Raw genomic sequence first — 20,406 nt, forward strand, 5'->3', positions numbered from 1 at the left:
TGGAGAAAGCCATGTCACGATTAACGATTTCATTGTCTGATAATCTACACAACCGTATTTCATCACTAGCGGCGCAGTATGATGATTCCATGTCGAGTATAATTAATCAATTAATTCATATTGGTATGCAACATTGGAATGAGAGGCAGCAAGGCCCCAATTTAATTGAACAACATTGCCAACAATTAATTATTCAGATGAATGCATTAATTAAAAATATGTCTGTAGAACTACTTAAGTTTACTCAAGATGATTTTGAACAGTTACAAAAGGCAGCTATGGGAAAATTTACTGAATTAAAAGAAGGCTAACAAAATGTCTTTCCAATTCAAGGAGTTTGAGTTGGAAAATTATCCTTAAAGCGTAGCAAAAGATTTAAAAAGTCAATTTCTTGAAACCTGGTCATTTCATTTTTTATGGACTATGGAAATAGTTCTTTAATAGGTATTACATAGAGCTACTAAAGTCTTTGAGTTTAAAATGACTATAAATAGACATCCTAACTTATTAATTATTTTGACAAAAGGGTATTAGGCTAATCATGCATGGGTATTGTATGGAAATATTTTCTATAAAGTGAGAGAAATATTCCGTTGTCTTGAATTTTTGTTATTGCAGTGTTTACACCATTTATTCGGGGCAAAGAGCCAAGTTTTGCCATAATTCCATAGCCTATCCCAATTGCAAAGGGTTTACCAATTCCTTTAAAGGAAGACGGATTATTGCTCACCCAATAATCAGTGGAAAAATCATCCATTAAGATGCTGTCCACATGTTTTTGATTTAACGCACTTAATAATTGTTCGGTAGTTGGGTATTCTTTGATAATAGCTTGGGGTAAGTATTGATTTATCCAATGTCTAAAGACTGCGCCCGTAGTGATTCCTATCGTTTTATTTGCCAATTGCTTTATTGTCTTTATTTTACTGTTCTTTCGTATGATAAAACTTCCTTGACTGCTTAAGTAGGGGAGGCTAAAAAGAAATTGGTGTTGTCTTTCATTGGTAATGGTAATGGCTGCAATAGCTAGATCAATATTTCCCTTGTTGATTTCGCTAAAAAGTGCATTGAAGACCATTGGCTTAAATTGGCACTCTACGTTCATTTCTTGGCAGATAGAACTCATCAGCTCAATATCAAATCCAAAATAATGACTCGTGCTGGCCTGCAAGGCAAACGGTGGATCATTATTAACTATGCCGATGATTAACGGCTGGGCCTTAACTGGAAGTGTGAGTAATAAAAAAAGAAGGGATAAAAAACGAGTCATATAAGTTTAATTATAATTATTCATGGGAAATGAGCCAAATTTTGGCTACTTTCTCCCTGCGATATCAGTTATTATGATTAAAGTAGCATGCTGCAAACGTACAGGGCAAATAAAAATTAATAATCCATGGTGTACAATAAGTTAAATGGGGATGAGAGAAGGAAGGGAATGCGTTTTTTCATTAAATTATCAATGACACTGTTGCTAGGCTTTATGTTTGCGGAAGTGCAGGCAACACCCTTGACTTTTCGAGAGGCATTGGAAATTGCCAGTCGCAATAATCCTGAGTTACAAGCAGAAATGGATAAAGCACAAGCCATGCGTGGTGCCTTTATTCAAAGTGGCTTGTATCCTAATCCCCAGCTAACCTTAACTGCGGAAAATTTTGGCGGGTCTGGAAGTTATTCAAGTTATGAGGCCGCAGAAACGACCGCATCTATAACACAACCCATTCCTTTAGGCGGTCGTCTTAAGTATCTGAAAAAAGCAACCTATGCAGATTATTTAGCATCTCTAGCTCAAATAAATGTTCAGAAAGCATCATTGTATATGGCTGTAGGAGGTGCTTATGTCGATGCATTTTATGCAGTTCAATGGCATCAGGTGACCCAAAAACTTGTTCGCTTGAATCAGGATATTGTGACTGCCATCGATAAACGAGTTAAAGCCGGGGTAGGTGCGGAGCTTGATTTGCGCTTAGCGCAAATTCGCTTGGGGGACGCACGTATTCAAGAGCAAAAAGCAGGGCGTGATGCGCTCTTCTTACGGGCAAAATTGGCACGGTTACTGGGTAATGGCTTACGTGTGGACAGACCTTTGGTTGACAAAGGCTTGCCCGATGTGGAGTTAAACTGGTCTGAGTTGTTGAAAAAAGTACCGCAAAGCCCGCAAATGCTGCAAATGCAGCTGCAATTGCAAGCTAAGCGCGCCGCCATTACTGCGGCTAAAAAATCAGTATGGCCTGATTTAAACATTCAATTGGGTGGTCGGCATTTTGAGGATGACGACAGTAATGCTGCGGTAATGTCCGTCTTTGCAGATGCACCTGTTTATAACCGCAATCAGGGGAAGATTTTGACTGCGGAAGCACAATACTCCCAAACAACCTATGAGTTTCAAGGGACGCGTCTTGAGGTACGTCAAAATGCATACAATGCCTTTTTACAGGCGCAGCAAGCTAAGTTTGAGGCACAATTGGTGACAAAATCTCTGCTGCCTTTAGCGCGCAAATCAATTAAGCTCGCCCAAGATGGTTATCAAATGGGGCGATATACCTATATTGAATTATCCACTTCGTTAAATAATTTATACGAAGAAGAGCGTCATTACCAGCAAGCTCATGCCGATTTTCATAAAGCGCTCATTCAATTGACTGGTCTTTTAGGGTTACATCCGACAAAGGAAAGTAAATGAAACTTATAAAAAAATTCGTCACCTTGTTCTTCTTAATTATCTTTTTATCAACAATAGTTACTCCCATGGTGTTTGGGTCAGAAGATGATAACCAACAGAGCGAGGCTCAAGAAGAGTTTGAAAAAGGTCCACAAGGAGGTCGTCTTTTTAAAAAAGACAGTATAACCCTTGAGTTGCTCCTCTTTGAACGCGGGATGCCACCCCATTTTCGTGCCTATCTTTATCAAGAAGGAAAAACAATTTCTCCTAATTCATCGCAACTTACTGCAGAATTAACCCGATTTAATGGAAAGAAGGAGGTTATTACATTTAGGCCGGTTGAGAATTTTTTACAAAGCAATCAGATGATTAAAGAGCCTCATTCATTTGATGTGTCCCTTCAATTACGGATTTCAGAAAAATCCTACAATTGGCAATATAACACTTATGAGGGACGGCTTAAATTAGTTCCTGCCATACTTCAAGCCGCAAATATACAAACCGAAAAAGCAGAAAGCCAAACCATTAAAACTCAATTAAAAGTAGTGGGAAAAATTGCGCCTAATCGCGATACTATGGCCCCCATCTATGCTCGCTATGCAGGCATTATTAAACTGATGAATAAAAACTTAGGCGATGAAGTGATTAAAGGCGATTTATTGGCGACAATTGAAAGCAATGAAAGCTTACAAAATTACAACATAAATGCACCTATCACAGGAACTATAGTACAAAAATATGCAACCAATGGCGAACTAGCGCAAAATAATAAACCCATTTATGATGTGGCGAATTTAACCAACGTATGGGCTGACTTTACCTTATATCGCAAAGAAACTCCGCTAGTAAAAAAGGGAATGACTATTGATGTAATTGGTGATGAAGGAAAACCAAAAACGACAAGTTATATCTCCTACATCGCACCTCTTGGGATAGAAGACAGTCAAACCACTTTGGCACGTGCAGTCTTACCCAATGAGCAGCGCTTGTGGATTCCCGGCATGTATGTCAACGGTTATATTATTATTAAAGAAAAAACCGTGCCGGTAGCGGTGCTTCTTACGGCATTGCAACGCATGGGCGACCAAGACGTAGTATTTGTCCAACAAGGCGATTATTTCGAAGCGACACCTGTAGAACTTGGCCAACGAGACAAACAATGGGTTGAGGTTCTATCCGGGCTTGATGCAGGCCAGCATTATGTAACTAAAAACAGCTTTTATCTAAAGGCGGAGCTGGGTAAGGAAGGCGCAAGCCATGAGCACTAAGGATTAGAGATGCTGGAAAAAATAATACGTTTTTCTTTAAAACATCGTTGGTTTATTCTGTTGTTTACAGTGATTATTGCTTCGTTTGGTGTTTATAATTATCAAAAGCTTCCTATTGATGCCGTACCTGACATTACCAATGTTCAGGTGCAAATTAATACAGCAGCCTCTGGATACTCGCCTTTTGAGGTAGAACAGCGAATCACTTTTCCTATTGAATTAGCTCTTAGCGGCCTTCCCAATCTCGATTATACCCGGTCTTTATCTAGGTATGGATTGTCTCAAGTGACTGTGGTTTTTAAAGACGGAACTAATATTTATTTTGCAAGACAGCTTATTAATGAGCGCTTACAAGAAGTTAAAGATAAATTGCCGCCAGAGTCTGAAACTACATTAGGACCTATTTCTACAGGTCTTGGTGAAATTTTTATGTATACGGTGACGAATAAACCTAATGTGCCTAAAAGTCAACGCTATAACCCCACGGGACTTCGCACCATTCAAGATTGGATTATTAAGCCGCAATTGCGCAATGTAGAAGGGGTTGCGGAGGTCAATACGATTGGCGGTTATGCAAAACAATTCCATATTACGCCCGTTCCCTCAAAGCTTGTGCGTTACAACCTGAGTTTAAACGATGTGCTTGAAGCACTCCAGCGGAATAATGCCAACGTTGGTGCAGGCTATATAGAGCGCAATGGAGAACAAAATCTGATTCGTGTTCCTGGACAAGTAAAAGACATTCCTGATATTGAAAACATTGTGATTGCCAACTTTGAAGGAACTCCAATCCGCATGAGGGATGTAGCGAAAGTTGTCTTCGGCAAAGAACTACGTACAGGGGCTGCTACAGAAAATGGCCAGGAAGTGGTTTTGGGTACCGTGTTCATGTTGATGGGCGAAAACAGTAGAACGGTTTCTGAGCGGGTTGCTGAGAAGATGAAAGAAATCAACAAGTCACTTCCTGAAGGCGTTGAGGCCGTTATTGTTTATAATCGCACTTTGCTGGTTAATGCAACGATCAACACGGTTAAAAACAATTTACTTGAAGGTGCACTGCTCGTTTGCATTATTCTTTTTTTATTTTTAGGGAATATTCGTGCTGCATTGATTACTGCTATGGTCATCCCCTTATCCATGTTAATGACCATCACGGGCATGGTGACTAATAAAATCAGTGCGAACCTTATGAGTTTAGGTGCGCTGGATTTTGGATTGATAGTAGATGGTGCGGTGATTATCGTAGAAAACTGCATCAAGCATTTAGGGGAAAAGCAACATAATGCACAACGACTATTAACGCTTGAAGAGCGTTTAAAAGTGATTTCTTATGCCACCACCGAAGTCATTCGGCCCAGTATTTTTGGGGTTTTTATTATTACCGTTGTGTATCTTCCTATTCTGACATTAACGGGTGTGGAGGGCAAAATGTTTTTGCCTATGGCAGAAACCGTGATTATTGCCCTCATGTCCTCGATGTTATTCGCACTTACTTTTGTACCAGCAGCAATTGCAATTTTTTTGCGAGGACGTGTTCAGGAAAAAGAAAATTGGCTGGTGCATTATCTTTCAATTGGCTATGCACGTGTTTTGCGGCGATCTTTTCATGCGCGGCGTTGGGTTATAGGGGCTGCCGTTGTCTTAGTTGTATTGAGTTTGTTTATTGCATCGCGTATGGGCGGCGAATTTATTCCAAGCCTTGATGAAGGTGATATTGCCATGCATGCCATGCGTATTCCTGGGACAAGTTTGACTCAAGCCATCGCCATGCAGGATTTGGTTGAACAGAGGGTGAAACAATTTCCAGAGGTCAAAGCGGTATTTGCAAAATTAGGAACCGCAGAGGTAGCCACCGATCCGATGCCACCTAATGTTGCCGATACCTTTATTATTCTAAAAAAGCGAAAAGATTGGGCTAATCCCAAAAAGCCCAAGCAGGAACTGGTACAGGAAATTGAAAATGCAGTGAGGCAAATTCCAGGAAATAATTATGAATTTACTCAACCCATTCAAATGCGTTTTAATGAACTGATCTCGGGGGTTCGTAGTGATGTCGCGGTCAAAGTATTTGGAGATGATATGAATACTTTATTGGAGATCGCAGAAAACATCAGTACACAACTTAAAAAAGTACCCGGAGCGGCAGATGTCAAAATCGAACAAGTGAGTGGATTACCTCTTTGGACGGTGGTAATTAATCGCGATACTTTGGCGCGTTACGGTTTGCAAGTTGGCGCTGTGCAAGATGCCATTGTGATTGCTACCGGCGGGAAAAAGGGTGGTGAGCTTTTTGAAGGGGATAAGCGTTTTGATATCGTGGTACGATTACCTGAGTCTTTCCGCAATGATCCTGATGTATTGCGTGAAGTTTTTGTACCACTTCCTCCATCTAAAGACAGTGAGCGGCATTTTATTCCCTTAAGTGAAGTCGCGAAAATGGTACGAAGTGAAGGACCCAATCAAATTAGTCGTGAAATGGGCAAACGTAGAGTGGTGGTTAGTGCCAATGTTCGAGGTAGTGATTTAAGTACCTTTGTGAATAATGCAAAACTGCGCATTGAACAGAACGTTAAAATACCTAGTGGTTATTGGATAGACTGGGGTGGACAGTTTGAGCAATTGCAATCTGCCTCACAACGATTACAGATTGTAGTACCCGTGACGCTACTTGGCATTTTCTTATTACTATTTATGAGTTTTGGCAGGGCAAGAGATGCATTGCTTGTGTTTACAGGCATTCCTTTGGCTTTAACTGGCGGTGTTTTTGCTTTGTGGATCCGGGATATCCCATTATCTATTTCGGCAGGTGTCGGGTTTATTGCCTTATCAGGGGTGGCGGTGCTCAACGGCCTTGTGATGATTACATTTATCAATAAGCTTCATGAACAGCAAAAATTTTATTTAAAAGATGCTGTATTGCAAGGGTCACTGGCTCGACTCAGACCGGTCCTTATGACGGCATTAGTGGCCTCTTTGGGATTTGTGCCAATGGCACTGGCAACAGGCACTGGCTCTGAAGTGCAACGACCTTTGGCGACGGTGGTGATTGGGGGAATTATTTCATCGACTTTTCTGACGCTTTTAGTATTGCCCGGTTTGTATTATGTGTTTCATGAGCGGCGAAAAAAGGGATAATCCCACAGGGAGGCGAAGACTAAACCGCCTTTGACTCAGTTCACCTCAGCCTGGGAAAATAAGCGAGATAAAGAATAATGATAATTGCTATTAAGCCGAAAAAGGACAAGAGAAAACCAACAGTTCCTAATATATAGGTTTTTCTTTGCATGTGTTGATGGTGCGTCAACACCAGTAAACAGATTCCTAAAAGAAAGACAAAGCTTGCGATGAGCAAAGGCATATGGACGAATAGAACATTCATTGTTACTCCCCGAAGTAGGTGATTTTTAATTAGTGTAAGTTAATTTTCTTACGAGTACAAAAAAACGCTCTCTGTCCGTGATTTGACAAAATGAAAGGCTCGGCTATATTTATAGTTAAATACTTATTTAACTGTTGAACTCAATATGCTAACCCACGATCAACTGATTACTTTAAGCGATACATTGCATTTAATGGGCGAGCCCAATCGCTTGCGACTTCTACTCACATGTCTTAAAGAAGGGCCTAAATCCGTGTCTGAATTAGCAGAACAATTGAAGCTTTCCGTTCCCTTAGCAAGCCATCATTTAAGTTTGTTACGTTCTGCACGGTTACTGAGTGCCAATCGTGAGGGAAAACATATTTATTACAGTATTTTTGATACGCATGTACGTTGTATTTTGGACGACATGTTGCGCCATTTTGCTGAAGATGATGAGGAGAATTAACATGAACCTTTTAAAACGCTTTCTGGGTAACTACTTGAATGGGCATCATGGGCAAAATCGTAGTTCTCATCAAAATGGATACGGTAATTTCCATCATAAGCAAAAAAATCATAACAACAACTACATGTCTCAAAATGAATCACAGGGAGTTATATGTACACGGTGTCAAAGTCGCAATGAGCCAGGAGCTCGATTTTGTGGACAATGTGGTCAGGCAATCCAAAATACAGTGTGCCGTTGTGGTGCATCCATTCCTGCTGGAGCTAAATTTTGTGGCCAATGTGGGAGCTCCTTATGACAACACCATTAACAGCAACCACCTTTTTTGTGGCTGGGCTTGATTGTCCTGCAGAAGAGCAGCTCATTAGAAAACAGTTACAAGATGTTTCTGAAATTGAGCATATGGAATTTAATTTTATTGCGGAAGAGGTCACGATTCATCATCGTCTCCCTGTCATTGATGCATTGCAGCAGCGCATTGAATCATTAGGCATGAGTGTTCGCAGCCAAGGTACACGACGTTTAGCTAAAGAAGGCGAAAAAGCAGTCTCTGATTTTTCTTGGAAAATCATTCTACTAGCGGGTATTTTGGCGTTGTTTTCAGAAATTATGGCCTATTATCTGAATACGGAATTTTCAGTCTGGATTATTGCTCCTGCTTTATTGGCGATTGGCTTAAGCGGTCCTCCGACCTTTAAAAAAGGGTGGTTGGCGTTGCGTACCAAGGCAATGAATATTAACAGTTTAATGTTGATTGCCATTATTGGAGCGATATTTATTGGTGCATGGCCTGAAGCGGCGATGGTGACGGTATTGTTTGCCTTGGCTGAACGTATTGAGCGCTATTCTTTAGATAAAGCTCGTCTTGCTATTCGCAGTTTAATGCAAATCGCACCGGAAATTGCACGAGTAAAACAGGATAATGGGCAATGGCAAACGACTCCTATTGAGCAAGTGCACTTAGATGCTGTTTTTAAAGTAAAGCCTGGAGAGCGTATTCCTTTAGATGGAGTGGTTGTTTTAGGTAAAAGCACGGTTAATCAAGCGCCGATTACGGGCGAGTCCATGCCGGTGAGTAAAGAGATAGATGATACGGTTTTTGCAGGTACGCTTAATGAGTATGGGGTACTTGAGGTCAAAGTCACTAAGGCATCGGGAGATACCCTTCTTGCCAAAATTGGTAAGGCCATTGAACAGGCGCAAGCAGAGCGCGCGCCGACACAACGTTTTGTCGATGTATTTGCTCAATATTATACGCCAATTATGGTGATAATTGCAGTTCTTATCGCATTAATCCCACCTTTGGCTTTTGGTTATCCTTTTTATGACTGGATCTATAAAGCGCTCACTTTATTAGTGATTGCATGCCCTTGTGCGTTGGTTATTTCGACCCCGGTAACAGTGGTGAGCGGATTAGCCTCTGCCGCCAAGCATGGGCTTTTGATTAAAGGTGGAAGTTATTTAGAAACTGGGCATCAGTTAAAGTTAATTGCCTTAGATAAAACGGGCACCTTAACCGAAGGCAAACCTGTGGTTACGGACTTTATTGTTCATGACTCGAGTAGAACAAAAGAAGAGTTACTGCTTATTGCAGCAAGTCTTGATAGCCATTCGGAGCATCCTGTAGCACATGCTCTAGTGACTTACTGGCAGCAAGAGCAGTCTGACACTGCTTTATTAGAGATTGATGAGTTTAAGGCGCTCCCTGGCCGTGGCGTGAAGGGGTTGGTGCAAAAGGAACTGTTTTATGTAGGGAATCACCAACTGGCTGAAGACAATCACGTATGCAATCCTGAAATAGAAAAAGAGCTGAAACGATTGGAGGAAGAAGGAAAAACCACGGTCATTTTAAGCAATAACAATACGGTTCTTGCTCTGTTTGCGGTGGCTGATACGTTGCGTCAGTCCAGTCAGTGGGCTATTTCAAGGCTTCATGAGCAAGGGATAAAAACAGCAATGCTGACTGGTGATAATGCAGTAACGGCCCATGCCATTGCGAAACAAGTGGGTATTGATGAAGTGAAGGCAAATGTATTACCTACCGATAAACTGCAAGCAATTAATCAACTCTTGGCGCAGTATCAAACGGTAGGCATGGTAGGCGATGGTATTAATGATGCACCTGCTTTAGCCAAAGCCAGCATTAGTTTTGCAATGGGCAAAGGGACGGATACGGCATTGGAAACGGCCGATGTAGCGTTAATGAATGATAATTTGGCCATGCTGCCTTTATATATTGATTTGAGCCGCAACACAGCAAGAATTCTTCGACAAAACATTAGTTTATCCATCGCTATTAAAGGAGTATTTTTTATTTTAGCACTTGGAGGTATTGCCACTCTTTGGATGGCTGTTTTTGCGGATATGGGGGCTAGTTTAATTGTTGTAGCAAATGGATTGCGACTCTTGAATTCTCATAAAGGACATGCAGACATTCAAGAGGCATAGGAATAACGAAAGAGGGATAACTCGATGGTGCAAGGGAGTGATATGAGGTGTCTTATGGTCGATACTTTACTTTTTTTAGTAATCGATGATTCATTAGGTGAACGCATTCTCTTGCGTGCACAATTGCAAAATTTGAATCATAAGGTGGATATGGCCTGTGATGGGAACTCAGGTTTGGAACTTGCTTTAATGAGACGTTATGATGCAATTTTAATTGATAAAAATTTAACACAAGGATTTAACTACCAAGAACTCATTGTACGTATTCAAAAGGATTCGGAGCTGAATCAAGTCACACCAATCATAATCATGACTCAACACAATGACATGCATAAAATGCAAGAAGCAATGCAGTGTGTGAAGCCTTTTACGAAACAAGATACTTTAAAACTAATTGATTCAGTAAACCGGTTGAAACGAAATATATAAAGTGGCTATTTGTGTTGTTATCGAGGGAGGGTTGTAGCATGCATCTATTTTTAAGGAATGACCTGAAAACAGGAACTATATTGGGTTTGAGACTTTTTTTAAGAATGAGCATTATTTTTTTTGGAGTGGGGTTAGTGTCTTGTGCTTCGACTCAATCAACTGTTAAGGAGATGCATTCTGAAAGTCAGTATGTTGGGGATTTTGGCGGTAATGGGGAGCATGTGCATGAATTACATTATAAGAATAAGAAAGTTCAGGAACACTAAGGATGGAAATGAATTTTTGGATTTGGGTACTGCTAGGGTTGTTGAGTATTGTGCTTGTGGGTGTTTTGGTTTTTCTCAAAAAACATAAGAAAACCATCCACTTTTATTCTTTTTTAATCATACTCCTAATCTTGGCAGCTATTTTTTTTCATGGAGTATCGTTTCAATTGCATTGATATGATTTCTGAATGAGCAAATTTCTCTTCTTTGTCATGTCAATGAATTAATGATGTCCATGTCCATGTCCATGAGGATGATATCCAATGAACGATTTATTAACGGATGTATTATTTTTGGGGTCATTCTTAGAGACATAATGTTCACAGGAGCATAATAAAGTGACAGAAATTAAAAGACAGCATCTCCAATTTTTTAATAAGATATGTTTTGTCATATATATTTTCTTTCTGTATGAGCTTATTACACATTATAGACAATGAGGTATGGAATATTAAAGAAATCGATTCCGATTTTTAAATTAATTGAACATGCTGACTTAAGCAAAATACAGGTCATTTTGTATGATTTTTGGAATAGCTACCTGAAAAATTCTATTAAAGAATTTAGTGAGGCGATAATGTGCAGAGGGATTTTAAGATCTCGTGCTGAATAGGAGGCGGTAATGAACACTGATGCAATCCCACGACGTTTTGTGATTCCATTGGGCACTCGATTGTTTATTGGATTTATGACTCTTGGATTACCTTTATTAATATTGATTATGCTTTTAGTGCCTAAAGTAAACTATATAATCCACTTGAATCATAAAATTCAAAATGAGAATTTACCTCCTATTCTTGATGCCCAAATTTATCAATCCCAAGACATCTTGGAGCATTGGGCAATGACAGGAGACCCAAAAGATAAGACTTATTTTGATAATACATGGAATGAAATTCATCAAGTTAGAGTCCAGGGTGATAAAGTAATCGAAGTGTTAGATAATCAAGAAATACAGCATAAATGGAAAAAGCTTCAACAGCTTTATAAATCGTTGTATCAAGCTCAAGTATCAATAATAAATGCGCCAAGGGATCCTAATAATCCCGATAATGTAGAAAATATCAGGAACAAAACACGAGCCATTCAAAAATCAATGATAGATCTCATTGATGGTCCTTATTCGGAGATAACCGGTAAAAGAGAAGGGGGGCTATTTAGAGACTTATCCAAAGAAATTGAATCCCATATAAATGAAATAGATAAGAATTTAATTTCTTTAAAAGATTCCGCTTTGTGGCTGTTGATTTTAGCAATTGTTTTAACAGTGATTGTCCCTTATATCACACAGCGAGCATTATCCATTCCACTAGATAATGCAATAAATGCTGCTGAGCGAATTGCAGCAGGAGAGCGAAACGTAACAATAGAAATCATGTCATCAGATAAATTAGGGAAGCTGCTTTTATCCCTAAACAGCATGCAAGATGCAATAAAAAAGAATGAAGAAATGCTTCGTCATAAAGAGGAGGAGACTCGAGTGTTATTGGAAACACTGATTAATTCTTCGAAAAAATTTAGTCTACATAGCAGTAAAGTTGCTTCCGGTGATCTTCGTCATCGTCTTGAAATAGAAAATGAAGGCATATTACAAGATCTGGGGCGAGATTTAAATTCCATGACGGATAGGCTTTCATCGATGACAAAAAAAATTACACAAGCCAGCAGTGATATCGTTACAATGGTTGGAACGGTGCTCACTTCTGCTAATAAACAAGCAAAAGAAATTAGTTCCCAAGCATCTGCGATTAATCAAATCAGTGCTTCATTGGAAGAAATAGACAATAGCTCCAAAAAAACTATGGCTAAAGCTCAAGTTTTACGAGAAGTGGCTCAAAATACCTATGAACAGGGAAAACGAGGGGCGCACTCAGTAGAACAAAGCATTCTGGGCATTAGGGCTTCAGAAGAAAAGATGAAGCTTATTGCGCAAACTATTCTTGATTTAAGTAACCACATGAAACAAATCGGTGAAATTACTGTAGTAGTAAATACGCTTGCCCAACAATCCAAGATGTTAGCATTGAATGCCTCAATTGAAGCATCAAAAGCAGGAGAATCTGGTAAAGGTTTTGCCGCAGTGGCAACTGAAGTAAGAAATCTTGCAGAGCAATCAGAACAGTCCACGGTACAGGTGCAAAAAATTCTTGAGGACATACGACGTAGCACTGAAAAAGCGGTCATCGTTACCGAGGAAGGAGCTAACACTCTTGATTCAGGAATTAAGCTCATTGAGAAAGCAGGCGACGTTATTCATGCGTTAAGTAAAATGATTAATGAAGCATCGATTTCAAGCCAACACATTGAGGTGTCTATTAGGCAAGAAGCAGTTGGAATTGAGCAAATCGTTGAGAGTATGAATGAAATTAATCGTGTTACCGCAGCTTTTTCTAGTGGCATAGAAGAGATGATGAAATTTATTCATCATTTAGATGATATTGTTAAACACCTAAAAGAGGATATTAGTCTTTATAAAGTTTAGACGGTTTCATTTCATTAATTCTTGGCAGTTCGTTATTTTTAACTACAGATGCTTTTTAGCATCGACTATATTAATAAGTGAATTTCATATGCTCAAGCCTCATTTATCATCCGCTACATTATCAGCTCTTGGAGCTGCTCTTTTATTTGGAGGGAGTACCCCATTTGCTAAGCAATTAGTTGGTAATATTTCACCTTTGCTCCTAGCAGGTTTTCTCTATTTGGGTAGTGGAATGGGGTTGGGATTTGTGCGCCTAATAAAAGATCGAGGTTGGAATGGTTCAGGTTTATTAAAAGGTGAATGGGCCTGGTTAATGGCAGCTATCGCCTTTGGCGGTATGATTGCTCCAACTTTATTAATGGTCGGCCTTTCTCATACAAGTGCAGCCACATCTTCTCTGCTCCTTAATCTCGAAGCAGTATTAACGGCTGTTCTAGCATGGATATTCTTTAAGGAAAGCACCGATCGACGTATTATTTTAGGCATGCTACTTATCGTAGCCGGCGGAGTTCTATTATCTTGGCCACAAAAAATAGCCCCGCAAAATTGGCTAGGTACTGTAAGTATTGCCGGTGCTTGCTTATGCTGGGCAATTGATAACAATCTCACCCGCAAAATATCATCTTCGGATGCATTCTTTATTGCAGGAAGTAAGGGGTTGGTCGCTGGGGTAGTAAACATTAGTTTGGCATTCTTTATAGGATTAACATTTCCCGCGTGGACTAATATTAGCTATACCATGTTGCTAGGTTTTTTTGGCTATGGCATCAGTCTTGTCCTATTCGTTCTTGCTTTACGCGGACTTGGAACAGCAAGAACAGGAGCTTATTTTTCTACAGCACCGTTCATCGGCGCTGGTATCGCCATACTATTTTTTCATGAATCGCCATCGGGATTATTTTGGGCAGCTGCTGCTTTAATGGGTACAGGGGTTTGGATACATCTCACTGAGAGCCATAGTCATATCCATACGCATGAATCTTTATATCATAATCATTCACATTGTCATGATGAGCATCATCAACATACTCACGACTTTCCTTGGGATGGTAAAGAGCCACACACACATCCTCATCAGCATGAAGAGTTGACTCATTCTCACCATCATTATCCTGATATTCACCATAGACATAGGCATAAAGAATAAAATTGTTTCGCTTTTTAAAGTATGTTTAGTGTCTAAAGATAGGGTTTTATCTAGCTAAGTAATCCAATGAAATGGTATAAAATTTCATATGCACTTGAGAGTGGGATCCACTACACTTAGAGCCAAGTTATAAGTGCTAAATCAATATAACCTTCAAAAATTCAATTAATTCTAAAAGTATACTTTAAGCAAAAAACTGGCCTCCAAATAAACAAATATTTGAAAAACAAATTTATTTAGCCTCATAAGTGGCAATGTTCGCAAAACCCCCATTTTTGTCTCTACTATGAGTAATATACCCCCTACATTAATATGATTATTTTTTGATAATAATAATTTGGTGATTAATTGGTGAATTAATGGTGAAAAGATAGCTAAAACCCGATTAAATAGAAGAGTTATTTTAACCAGATAATTCATCATGTATTCACCGCTATTTTTTGCTTTAAAATTACAAGAACAATTAAAAATTCATTATTTATCAGATAGATATAATGCATTTTTATGTCATGCGAAAGGTGTGTTTTGTACTGAAAATTTAACAAAATTTATTCATTCATTTTTATTACCTACGGTTCTCTTTTCTTTTAAATTTTAAAGTGCAATTCTGAAGTTGCACGTTTGTGACATCTATATATATATGGATTAAAGAAATTGAGAAAATCAATGACAGTATTTGAATTTTCGAGAAAACCAATTTAATAAGAGTAGTCTAAAATAAACATATATTAATGCAATTAATAAATTAAGTTGTGCTTACGTAAAAAAATTTTTCGCAATAATTTGCTATATATGGAAGTTAATTAAAATTGAACATTTTTATTACTGCAGAGGTAAAAAATGCGAAAATTAAAAATGCATACTCCTGACTTAGTTTCTGAAAATATTGATAAATTACTGGAGTTATTCCCTAGTTGCATGACTGAAATGCGTCGAGATGGTCAAGTTAAACAGGCAATTGATTTCGATAGATTGAGACAAGAACTGTCAACATCAATAATAGATGGTCAAGATGAGCGTTACCAACTTAATTGGCCAGGTAAACGGGAAGCATTGATCACAGCTAATAAACCTATAGCTAAGACTTTACGTCCCTATCGTGATGAAAGTGTTTATTTTGATACTACTAAAAATTTATTTGTTGAAGGGGATAATCTAGAAGCTCTTAAATTGTTGCAGGAAACATATCTTAATAAAATCAAAGTGATTTATATTGATCCACCCTACAATACGGGAAATGATTTTATATACAAAGATAATTTTAGTCAGGATATTGAGTCTTATCTTTTAAAATCAAATCAGAAAGATGAAAACTCTAATCGTTTAGTTACTAATAGTGAATCTAATGGACGTTTCCATTCTGATTGGTTAAGCATGATGTATCCTAGGCTTAAGTTTGCACGTAACTTACTTAAAGATGATGGAATTATTTTCATTAGCATCGATGATCATGAGTTTGATAATTTAAAAAAAATTTGTAATGAAATTTTTGGCGAAGAAAATTTTGTCGGAAATATAGTAAGAGCTACTGGTCAAACAACGGGACAAGATGGTGGAGGGTTAGGCTCATCATTCGACTATATTTTAGCATATACGAAAATCCCCGATTTAAGTTTAACAGGTTTACCCCTTACACCTCATGATTTAAAAAGATTTGAAAACGAGGATGAGCGTGGAAAATATGCGTACGATCAATTAAGAAAAACAGGAAGCAACGATCAACGTGTAGATCGGCCTAATATGTTTTATCCAATTAAAAATCCTGATGGAGAAGATTTGTATCCAACTGGACCTGGGGGCTATGAATCATGTTGGCGTGTGGAGAGAAAAAAATATGAAGAATTAGTAAATGATAATTATATACTGTGGAAAAAAACTGAAAAAGACGGCAAAAAAATATGGTGGCCTTATATTAAATATTATTTGGAAGGAAGAACAAAAAGACCATCACCTTTATGGGATGATTTAGATGGAAACAAAAAGGCCACTAGAGATTTACGGAATTTATTCGATGGTAAAAAAATTTTTGATCACCCAAAACCACTGGCTGTTATTAAAAGATTAATTCAAATTGCACCTAACTCGACATCAAATGATTTGATATTGGATTTTTTTGCCGGTTCAGGCACAACAGCACATGCAGTTATGGAACTTAACGCCGAAGATAACGGAACTCGCCGCTTTATAATGGTTCAAGTACCTGAAATTTGTGATGAACAAAGTGAAGCTTTTAAAGCCGGATATAAGACTATTGCTGAAATTTGTAAAGAACGTATTCGTCGAGCAGGAAATAAAATAAAAAGTGAAAACATAAATAAAAAAATTGATAATTTAGATATAGGTTTTCGAGTTTTAAGAATCGATAAATCTAATATGAAAGACATATATTATGAACCTGATATCCTTGAGCAAAGTAATCTTATTTCACATATTAATAATATTCGCGAAGACCGTAATTCTGAAGACTTGTTATTTCAAATACTTTTGGATTGGGGAATAGATTTATCTTTGCCAATTTATCGAAAGAATTTCTCTGGAAAAATATTATTTTTTATAGATCATAATCAATTAGTTGCTTGTTTTGATGAAAAAATAAACGAAGAGTTTGTTAAAAAACTGGCAGCTTATAAACCCTTGAGGGTTGTTTTTCGTGACTCAAGTTTTGATAGTGATAGTGTAAAAATCAATATTGAGCAAATTTTTAAACATGTTTCGCCAGGTACTGAAATAAAGACTATTTAATATCAGATGATAGAAGGAACTTTCTTTATGAAGTTGAAATTTAAAAAGCAACCCTATCAAACTCAGGCAGTTGAAGGTGTTATAGATTGTTTTGCTGGTCAGCCTAATATTAGTTACGCATCATATCGCAGTAACCCTGGACGAGTGCAACCTACAATACAAAATGACTCTGAGTTTAAAAATCATGATATTGTGCTTACCTCAACTCAGTTATTAAATAATATTCAAAATGTTCAATCTCAACAAAACCTACCAATCTCCAAAAATCTGAACCATGATAAAAAAACAGGATTTGTAATTAATCTAGATATAGAAATGGAAACAGGTACTGGGAAAACCTATTGCTACATTAAAACAATGTTTGAGTTAAACCGTCAATTTGGTTGGAGTAAATTTATTGTCGTTGTACCTAGTATAGCTATCCGTGAGGGAGTTTCAAAATCCCTTGAGATCACAGCAGATCACTTTTTAGAAGAGTATGGTAAACGAGCGAGATTCTTTATTTATAACTCTAAGCAGTTATACAATTTGGAAGGATTTTCATCTGATTCAGGAATTAATGTGATGGTTATCAATGTACAGGCATTCAATGCGGCTGGCAAAGATGCTCGTCGAATTGATCAAGAGTTAGACAATTTCCAATCACGACGACCAATTGATGTCATTAAAAACAATCACCCCATCTTAATTCTCGATGAACCGCAAAAAATGGAAGGTATAAAGACAATTGAATCATTTAAAAAATTTAACCCGTTATTCATTTTACGTTACTCTGCGACACATAAGACCGAATACAATAAGATTTATCGATTAGATGCATTGGACGCTTATCAGCAAAAATTGGTAAAGAAAATTGCTGTGCGTGGAATTTCTTTGAAAAGTTTAAACGGTACTAATACTTATCTATATCTGGAATCTCTTGAAATTACTGCACATAAACCGCCAATTGCTCTTATGGAAATTGAAGTTAAGCAAAAAAATAAAACTACCCCTATAAAACGAATGATTCGTAAATTTAAGAAAAACGATAATTTGTTTCATATTTCAGGATTAGATCAATACAAAGGATTTGTAATCGCTGATATTAAGGCAAGTACACAAACACATACAGTGAGCTTCACTAATGGTGTTGTACTACATACAGGAGAAGTAATTGGTGATGTTAATGAATCAATTTTACGTAGGATTCAAATTCGTGAAACTATTAAAGCACATTTTGAAAAAGAACAGGCCTTGTTTCATCAAGGTATCAAAGTTCTCTCATTATTTTTTATTGACTCAGTAGCTAAGTATCGTAGTTATAATTCAGATGGGCAGCTTAATGGTGAATATGCTGAGCTTTTTGAAAAAGAATATAACATCCAATTAGAAAAACTATTAATTAAAGCGGATCCTATATACAGGCAATATCTTAAACAGATTGATGCATGTAAGACTCACAATGGTTATTTCTCTATAGATAAGAAAAGCAGACATCTTATTGATCCTATTTTGAATAAAAAATCCAACGAAACAGATGACGTGGATGCGTATGATTTAATCTTAAAAGACAAAGAGCGTTTATTATCGCTGGATGAACCTATTCGTTTTATATTTTCACATTCAGCTCTTCGTGAGGGGTGGGATAACCCTAATGTGTTTGTCATTTGTACACTAAAACATAGTGATAACACTATATATCGACGCCAGGAGGTTGGACGTGGTATGCGAATAGCGGTTAATCAGTTAGGTGATAGAATGGATGATTCAGCTACTGTTCATGAGATAAATGTATTAACTGTGGTAGCGAACGAAAGCTACAAAGATTTTGTAACTGCGCTCCAGCAAGATATTAGTGATTCACTTTCTGCTCGACCGCGTATAGCAGATGCATCGTATTTTCAGGATAAAATCATCAAAACTGCATGTGGCGACTTGATAATTACGAAACAGATGGCCAATCTAATTTATTCTTATTTGATAAGTAATAAATATGTCAATGATCATGACTTCTTAACATCAGTTTATTTAAATGATAAAAATTTGCAAAACGTTGCTGAGTTTCCGGAAGAGCTAAAAGATTATACTAATCCCATATTACAACTGATAGACAATGTATTTACTGGGCATAATTTACCCGATTTTGAGGATGACAGAAAAGTAAAATTCAATCCATTGAATGCAAATTTTGAAAAAAAAGAATTCAAAGAACTTTGGAAGCGAATTAATAAGAAAGCGATTTACATGGTTAGCTTCAACAGTAAAGAGTTAATTAAAAAGTGCGTGATAAATTTGAATAATGATTTACACATTACTCAAATGGAATATGTAATTCAACGTGGAGAACAAATTAATGAACCAACCGTTGATGATTTGCATCAGGGTAGGAGTTTTAGACTTAGTGAAACATCCATAGTGAATCATGTTAAAAGTATTCATTCCTCAGTGAAGTATGACCTAATTGGTAAATTGGCGGAAGAAACTCAATTAACTCGTACTACAATTGGAGAAATTTTACAAAGCATAAAGCCTAAAGTTTTTGAACAATATAAATCGAATCCAGAGGATTTTATTACAAAATCGGCAAGGATTATCAATGAACAAAAGGCAACCGTAGTCGTTGAACATCTTACATACAATACACTATCTGAAACTTATGATTTTGAAATTTTCACTAGAGAAAAAACAAAACAAGATTTTAGTCGAGCTGGTGAGCCTATGAAAAATCATATTTATGATTATGTTTTTACAGATTCTAAAAATGAACGTCAGTTTGTTGAAGAGCTTGATACAAGTGAAGAAGTAGTTGTTTATGCAAAATTACCAAAAGGTTTTTTTATTCCAACACCAGTTGGTAATTATAATCCTGATTGGGCTATTTCATTCAAAGAGGGTAGCGTAAGGCATATTTATTTCATCGCTGAAACAAAAGGCTCTATGTCCTCAATGGAGTTACGAAAAATTGAGGAGTATAAAATCGATTGTGCTCGAAAATATTTTAGGAAAATAACCTCAAATCAAGTTAAATATGATGTAATAGATAGTTATACAAAGTTAATGGAGTTAGTGAGGTGACTCCATATTTTAGATATCCTTCTTCATTTAAAGAAGCAAGACCCTGCGTCGCATTAATATTGAGCAATGGGAGGGATAATT

Annotated in this window: 15 protein-coding genes; 13 read left to right on the forward strand and 2 right to left on the reverse strand. The window is 37.5% G+C overall.

Annotated elements, in window-relative coordinates; translation table 11 throughout:
• The first annotated feature begins 11 nt into the window (after positions 1 to 11).
• Positions 12 to 311, forward strand: a complete 300-nt coding sequence (locus DY223_RS19195; protein WP_058461035.1) for a hypothetical protein — start codon at positions 12 to 14, stop codon at positions 309 to 311.
• Between the two features lie 224 nt (positions 312 to 535).
• Here DY223_RS19195 and DY223_RS02780 read toward each other — a convergent pair whose 3' ends face one another.
• Complete coding sequence (locus tag DY223_RS02780; RefSeq protein WP_082642511.1) at positions 536 to 1,270, reverse strand: transporter substrate-binding domain-containing protein; 735 nt, start codon at positions 1,268 to 1,270, stop codon at positions 536 to 538.
• A 192-nt stretch (positions 1,271 to 1,462) separates the two neighbouring features.
• Between DY223_RS02780 and DY223_RS02785 the strand changes: the two genes are divergently transcribed.
• Genes DY223_RS02785 through DY223_RS02795 form a run of 3 tightly spaced genes read left to right on the forward strand, consistent with a single transcriptional unit; the run spans position 1,463 to position 7,065 of the window.
• Entirely contained in the window at positions 1,463 to 2,683 is a 1,221-nt protein-coding gene (locus tag DY223_RS02785; RefSeq protein ID WP_409365740.1) for a TolC family protein, read from the forward strand.
• Positions 2,680 to 3,930: an efflux RND transporter periplasmic adaptor subunit gene (locus DY223_RS02790; RefSeq protein WP_115684269.1), complete on the forward strand. Its 1,251-nt coding sequence runs from the start codon at positions 2,680 to 2,682 to the stop codon at positions 3,928 to 3,930. Before DY223_RS02785 ends, DY223_RS02790 begins: the two co-directional genes overlap by 4 nt.
• A 9-nt stretch (positions 3,931 to 3,939) precedes the next feature.
• The gene (locus DY223_RS02795; RefSeq protein WP_115684270.1) at positions 3,940 to 7,065 is read left to right on the forward strand and encodes a CusA/CzcA family heavy metal efflux RND transporter; all 3,126 of its coding nucleotides are present in this window, start codon (positions 3,940 to 3,942) and stop codon (positions 7,063 to 7,065) included.
• A gap of 40 nt (positions 7,066 to 7,105) precedes the next feature.
• On the opposite strand, the gene DY223_RS02800 is transcribed toward DY223_RS02795, so the two are convergent.
• Positions 7,106 to 7,309: a hypothetical protein gene (locus tag DY223_RS02800; RefSeq protein ID WP_082642512.1), complete on the reverse strand. Its 204-nt coding sequence runs from the start codon at positions 7,307 to 7,309 to the stop codon at positions 7,106 to 7,108.
• Between the two features lie 145 nt (positions 7,310 to 7,454).
• On the opposite strand from DY223_RS02800, the gene DY223_RS02805 reads away from it, so the two are divergent.
• The 9 genes from DY223_RS02805 (at position 7,455) to DY223_RS02850 (ending at position 20,325) form a co-directional block, all read left to right on the forward strand.
• Positions 7,455 to 7,757 (forward strand): ArsR/SmtB family transcription factor, encoded by a 303-nt coding sequence (locus tag DY223_RS02805; RefSeq protein WP_058461042.1) that lies wholly within the window; start codon positions 7,455 to 7,457, stop codon positions 7,755 to 7,757.
• 1 nt (position 7,758) lies between these two features.
• Entirely contained in the window at positions 7,759 to 8,055 is a 297-nt protein-coding gene (locus DY223_RS02810) for a zinc ribbon domain-containing protein (protein WP_058461043.1), read from the forward strand.
• A complete protein-coding gene (locus DY223_RS02815) occupies positions 8,052 to 10,205 on the forward strand; it encodes a heavy metal translocating P-type ATPase (RefSeq protein ID WP_115684271.1) in 2,154 nt (717 codons plus the stop codon). Before DY223_RS02810 ends, DY223_RS02815 begins: the two co-directional genes overlap by 4 nt.
• A 54-nt stretch (positions 10,206 to 10,259) precedes the next feature.
• The gene (locus tag DY223_RS02820) at positions 10,260 to 10,634 is read left to right on the forward strand and encodes a response regulator (RefSeq protein WP_058460875.1); all 375 of its coding nucleotides are present in this window, start codon (positions 10,260 to 10,262) and stop codon (positions 10,632 to 10,634) included.
• 38 nt (positions 10,635 to 10,672) lie between these two features.
• Positions 10,673 to 10,900 carry a hypothetical protein gene (locus DY223_RS02825; protein ID WP_235810591.1) on the forward strand — a complete coding sequence of 76 codons (228 nt, stop codon included), beginning with the start codon at positions 10,673 to 10,675 and terminating at the stop codon, positions 10,898 to 10,900.
• A gap of 622 nt (positions 10,901 to 11,522) precedes the next feature.
• Positions 11,523 to 13,382, forward strand: a complete 1,860-nt coding sequence (locus tag DY223_RS02830; protein WP_115684272.1) for a methyl-accepting chemotaxis protein — start codon at positions 11,523 to 11,525, stop codon at positions 13,380 to 13,382.
• A gap of 88 nt (positions 13,383 to 13,470) precedes the next feature.
• Entirely contained in the window at positions 13,471 to 14,529 is a 1,059-nt protein-coding gene (locus tag DY223_RS02835) for a DMT family transporter (RefSeq protein WP_058460870.1), read from the forward strand.
• A gap of 840 nt (positions 14,530 to 15,369) precedes the next feature.
• Positions 15,370 to 17,271, forward strand: coding sequence for a site-specific DNA-methyltransferase (locus DY223_RS02845; protein WP_058460868.1), 1,902 nt, complete (start codon positions 15,370 to 15,372; stop codon positions 17,269 to 17,271).
• Positions 17,272 to 17,298: 27 nt separating this feature from the next.
• A complete protein-coding gene (locus tag DY223_RS02850; RefSeq protein ID WP_058460867.1) occupies positions 17,299 to 20,325 on the forward strand; it encodes a type III restriction-modification system endonuclease in 3,027 nt (1,008 codons plus the stop codon).
• Positions 20,326 to 20,406: the final 81 nt, after the last annotated feature.

It is taken from the genome of Legionella bozemanae, assembly GCF_900450575.1.
GTDB classification, from domain to species: domain Bacteria; phylum Pseudomonadota; class Gammaproteobacteria; order Legionellales; family Legionellaceae; genus Legionella; species Legionella bozemanae.

Bases quoted from the DNA above. Each gene is read 5' to 3' on its own strand.
- DY223_RS19195 (WP_058461035.1), top strand. From the start codon at position 12: ATGTCACGATTAACGATTTCATTGTCTGATAATCTACACAACCGTATT.
- DY223_RS02780 (WP_082642511.1), bottom strand. From the start codon at position 1,270: ATGACTCGTTTTTTATCCCTTCTTTTTTTATTACTCACACTTCCAGTT.
- DY223_RS02785 (WP_409365740.1), top strand. From the start codon at position 1,463: ATGACACTGTTGCTAGGCTTTATGTTTGCGGAAGTGCAGGCAACACCC.
- DY223_RS02790 (WP_115684269.1), top strand. From the start codon at position 2,680: ATGAAACTTATAAAAAAATTCGTCACCTTGTTCTTCTTAATTATCTTT.
- DY223_RS02795 (WP_115684270.1), top strand. From the start codon at position 3,940: ATGCTGGAAAAAATAATACGTTTTTCTTTAAAACATCGTTGGTTTATT.
- DY223_RS02800 (WP_082642512.1), bottom strand. From the start codon at position 7,309: ATGAATGTTCTATTCGTCCATATGCCTTTGCTCATCGCAAGCTTTGTC.
- DY223_RS02805 (WP_058461042.1), top strand. From the start codon at position 7,455: ATGCTAACCCACGATCAACTGATTACTTTAAGCGATACATTGCATTTA.
- DY223_RS02810 (WP_058461043.1), top strand. From the start codon at position 7,759: ATGAACCTTTTAAAACGCTTTCTGGGTAACTACTTGAATGGGCATCAT.
- DY223_RS02815 (WP_115684271.1), top strand. From the start codon at position 8,052: ATGACAACACCATTAACAGCAACCACCTTTTTTGTGGCTGGGCTTGAT.
- DY223_RS02820 (WP_058460875.1), top strand. From the start codon at position 10,260: ATGGTCGATACTTTACTTTTTTTAGTAATCGATGATTCATTAGGTGAA.
- DY223_RS02825 (WP_235810591.1), top strand. From the start codon at position 10,673: ATGCATCTATTTTTAAGGAATGACCTGAAAACAGGAACTATATTGGGT.
- DY223_RS02830 (WP_115684272.1), top strand. From the start codon at position 11,523: ATGAACACTGATGCAATCCCACGACGTTTTGTGATTCCATTGGGCACT.
- DY223_RS02835 (WP_058460870.1), top strand. From the start codon at position 13,471: ATGCTCAAGCCTCATTTATCATCCGCTACATTATCAGCTCTTGGAGCT.
- DY223_RS02845 (WP_058460868.1), top strand. From the start codon at position 15,370: ATGCGAAAATTAAAAATGCATACTCCTGACTTAGTTTCTGAAAATATT.
- DY223_RS02850 (WP_058460867.1), top strand. From the start codon at position 17,299: ATGAAGTTGAAATTTAAAAAGCAACCCTATCAAACTCAGGCAGTTGAA.